Raw genomic sequence first — 3,270 nt, 5'->3', positions numbered from 1 at the left:
GCGGGTGAGCCACAGGCCCAGGCCCGCCAGCAGGGCCGCCACGACGACCACGAAGATGCCCGCAGCGAGGGCGTGGGACTTGTTTTCCATCAGGCGTCCTTGGTCGAGGGCGAAGCCGGTGCGGGCGCCATGGCGCGCCGGCCGCGTTCGCCGAGAAAGAAATGTTGAATGAACGGGTGGTCGAAGTGCACGACCTCCTGCGGGGGGCCGGAGACGATGACCTTCTTTTCGGCCAGCACGGCCACGCGCGTGCTGAGCGCGAACAGCGTGTCCAGGTCGTGCGTGACCATCACCACGGTCAGGCCCAGGGCGGCGCGCAGTTCGCGCAGCAGTTCGCAGAAATCGTCGGAGCTGTTGGGGTCCAGGCCCGCGGTGGGCTCGTCCAGCAGCAGCAGGGGCGGGTCCATGATGAGCGCGCGCGCCAGGGCCACGCGCTTGATCATGCCGCCCGACAGGTCGGCCGGCATGCGCGTGGCGTGCTCGGGCTTCAGCCCCACCATCTGCAGCTTGACCATGGCCGCATCGCAGACCAGATCGCCCGGCAGCGTGCCCTGCTCGCGCAGCGCGAAGGCCACGTTGTCGAGCACGTTGAAGGCGGAAAACAGCGCGCCCTGCTGGAACAGCATGCCCACGCGGCTGGCGGCGCCGGCGCGGCCCATCTCGGCGGCGGGGCGGCCCAGCACCGTCACCTCGCCCTTGGCAGGCCGCGTGAGGCCCAGCATCTGGCGCAGCAGCACGGTCTTGCCCGTGCCCGAGCCGCCCACCAGGGCCAGCATTTCGCCGCGGCGCACGGTGAGGTCGAGGTTCTCGTGCACGGCGAAGGCCTCCTTGCCCTTGCCGAACACGGTGGACAGCCCCTTGATCTCGACCACCGGCGGCGCGTCGGCGGGCGGGGCCTGCGGCGCAGTGTGCGCGGCGGGGGCGGGGATGAGCGAGGTGTCGTCCATGGCGTCAGATCCCGAGGTTCTTGAACGCGATGGCGAACAGCGCGTCCACGATGATCACCATGGTGATGGAACTCACCACCGAGGCCGTCGTGCCCTCGCCCAGGCTCTGCGTGTTGGGCTTGACGCGCAGGCCCCAGTGGCAGCCGATGAGCGCGATGGACACGCCGAACACCACCGACTTGGCCACCGCCATCACCAGGTTGGGAAAGCTCACCGCGTTGGGCAGCGCCTGCACGAAGTAGGCGGGCGACACGCCCAGCGCGAGGTCGGCCGCGAGCATGCCGCCGGCCAGCGCGCACAGCGTGGTCCACACGGCGATCAGCGGCATGGCCACGGCCAGCGCCACGGCGCGCGGCATGACGAGGCGAAAGCCGTGCGGAATGCCCATGACGCGCATGGCGTCGAGTTCCTCGGTCACGCGCATCACGCCGATCTGCGCCGTGATGGCCGAGCCCGAGCGCCCTGCCACGAGGATGGCCGCGAGCATGGGCCCCAGCTCGCGGATCAATGAAATGCCCAGGATGTTGACGATGAACGACTCGGCGCCGAACTGCCGCAGCTGCAGCGACATCAGGTAGGCCAGCACCACGCCGATGAGAAAGCCCACGATGGCCGTGATGGGCATCGCCGTGGCGCCCATGCGGTACAGGTGGCCCGACATGTCGCGCCAGGGCGCGCGGCGCGGCGAACGGGCGGCCCGGAAGATGTCGATGAAGAGCTGCCCCACCAGTTCGAGCAGGTGGCGCATGTGGGACAGGGCGTGCAGCACCTGCACGCCGAGCCGGTCCACCTGCTCGGCCAGCCGCCAGGGTGTGTCGGGCGGGCGGGTGGTGCTGAATTCGGCCACGCGCTCGAGCATGTCGCGCTGGCTGTCGTCGAGCGCCAGCCGCTCGGGCCAGTCGCGGCCCCAGTGGTTCCACAGCAGTTGCGCGCCCACGTGGTCCAGCCATTGCAGGCTGCGCAGGTCCCAGCCGATGGCCGGGCCGCCCCGCGTTTCGGACAGCTGGGCCGACAGCGCGCGCCAGTGGCGGCGCGTGCCCAGTTCCGCCGCACCCCAGCGGCCGTGCAACACCGCACAGGGGCCGTCGGGCGTGTCGTCTCGGGTGATGCGGGGCTGGCTGTCGTCTTCGGTCATGGAGGGGGGCGGGAGAAGCTGTGCATGGTAGCGGAGCGGATGGGCCCGGGCGCGTCAGCGCAGAACGCGTCCCTGCGCAGGGCACGGGCCGCGTGAATTATGATCAAAATGCCCTCCAGCGCAATATCTTCTAGGGCATATAGCTACAAAAATAATAGCAATTGGCTGTTTCCCTATCGACAGCGGCACGGCGCTACGCACAATGGACCGGCACTGCCGCAATGCCCCGGGAACGTGTTCAACGTCCAACAGCCTCCATGAGCGACACCACTTTCGACTACATCATCATCGGCGGCGGCACGGCCGGCGCCCTGCTGTGCAACCGCCTGAGCGCCGGCGGCCGCCACCGCGTGCTGCTCATCGAGGCGGGCCGCAAGGACGACTACCACTGGATCCACATCCCGGTCGGCTACCTGTACTGCATCGGCAACCCGCGCACCGACTGGCTGTACCACACCGAGCCCGACGCGGGCCTGAACGGCCGCAGCCTGCGCTACCCGCGCGGCAAGACGCTGGGCGGCTGCAGCAGCATCAACGGCATGATCTACATGCGCGGCCAGGCGCGCGACTACGACCAGTGGGCCGAGATCACGGGCGACGACGCCTGGCGCTGGGAACACGCCCTGCCCTATTTCCGCCGCCACGAGGACCACTGGCGCCTGGACCAGCCCGCGTCCGCGACCGAGGCCTTCAAGCGCCTGCACGGCAGCAAGACCACCGGCAGCACCGGCGAGTGGCGCGTGGAAAAGCAGCGCCTGCGCTGGGACGTGCTGGACGCCTTCGCCCAGGCGGCGCAGCAGGCCGGCATTCCCGCCACCGACGATTTCAACGGCGGCGACAACGAAGGCGTGGGCTACTTCGAGGTCAACCAGAAGGCCGGATGGCGTTGGAACACCGCCAAGGCCTTCCTGCGCCCCACCTGCTACGGGCGGCCCAACTTCGAGATGTGGACCGCCGCGCAGGCCACCCGGCTGCTGATCGACACCCAGCCCGACGGCTCGCGCCGCTGCACCGGCGTGCAGGTGTGGACCGGCGAGGAGATGGTCACCGCCCACGCCACGCGCGAGGTGGTGCTGAGCGCGGGCGCGGTCAACTCGCCGCAGCTGCTGCAGCTGTCGGGCATCGGCCCGGCGGCGCTGCTGCGCCAGCACGGCATCGACGTGGTGCACGACCTGCCCGGCGTGGGCG

Annotated in this window: 3 protein-coding genes; 1 reads left to right on the top strand and 2 read right to left on the bottom strand. The window is 70.0% G+C overall.

The features are described from left to right. Nucleotides 1–89: 89 nt before the first annotated feature. Together AC27IO_RS22075 and AC27IO_RS22070 are read right to left on the bottom strand one after the other, a co-directional pair. On the bottom strand, nucleotides 90–947 hold the full coding sequence (locus AC27IO_RS22075) for an ABC transporter ATP-binding protein (RefSeq protein WP_272549709.1): 858 nt from the start codon (nucleotides 945–947) through the stop codon (nucleotides 90–92). Nucleotides 948–951: 4 nt separating this feature from the next. Continuing rightward, nucleotides 952–2,082 (bottom strand): MlaE family ABC transporter permease, encoded by a 1,131-nt coding sequence (locus tag AC27IO_RS22070; RefSeq protein WP_284410588.1) that lies wholly within the window; start codon nucleotides 2,080–2,082, stop codon nucleotides 952–954. A 257-nt stretch (nucleotides 2,083–2,339) separates the two neighbouring features. Here AC27IO_RS22070 and AC27IO_RS22065 point away from each other — a divergent pair. After that, nucleotides 2,340–3,270, top strand: a 931-nt coding sequence (locus AC27IO_RS22065) for a GMC family oxidoreductase (protein WP_498740766.1), incomplete at its 3' end; no start/stop codon positions are given.

The organism is Acidovorax sp. KNOB132 (assembly GCF_057541515.1).
This window is presented reverse-complemented; position numbering and strand designations above follow the sequence as displayed.

Excerpts from the sequence above, each read along its gene's own strand:
- AC27IO_RS22075 (WP_272549709.1), bottom strand. The coding sequence starts at position 947 with ATGGACGACACCTCGCTCATCCCCGCCCCCGCCGCGCACACTGCGCCG.
- AC27IO_RS22070 (WP_284410588.1), bottom strand. The coding sequence starts at position 2,082 with ATGACCGAAGACGACAGCCAGCCCCGCATCACCCGAGACGACACGCCC.